This is a genomic window from Escherichia sp. AM3 (assembly GCF_032029835.1).
In the GTDB taxonomy this organism is placed as follows: Bacteria; Pseudomonadota; Gammaproteobacteria; order Enterobacterales; family Enterobacteriaceae; genus Escherichia; species Escherichia coli.
The window spans coordinates 1-262 of sequence record NZ_JAVUPQ010001052.1; the positions used below are offsets into that span (position 1 = coordinate 1).

1 protein-coding gene is annotated in these 262 nt (G+C 45.0%); it reads right to left on the reverse strand.

Going from position 1 to position 262, the window contains the following annotated elements; translation table 11 throughout:
- On the reverse strand, positions 1-239 hold a 239-nt coding region (locus RTW80_RS29655), incomplete at its 3' end, for a VirB3 family type IV secretion system protein (RefSeq protein WP_312721709.1).
- Positions 240-262: the final 23 nt, after the last annotated feature.

Here is a 262-nt window from a genome sequence, read left to right on the forward strand (position 1 = left end):
TTTGATAAAGGATGCCCTTTGACAAGAGTTCTCAGATACAGAAGGTCAAAAAAGCGTTCATCAAACTGTGTTACACGCCTGATGGCATACCAGCCAGGAAGAATAAGGGCATACATAGCCTCATGAATCCAGACACCAAGCAGAACACAAATAATGCACATTCCAAGAAAGGGGTAGAGCGGAACGCCCAGCCCCCTTATTAAAGCAGGGCGCGTAAGACCTTTAAAAAGAGTACTCATAGTGCGCCCATCCTTTAATTACG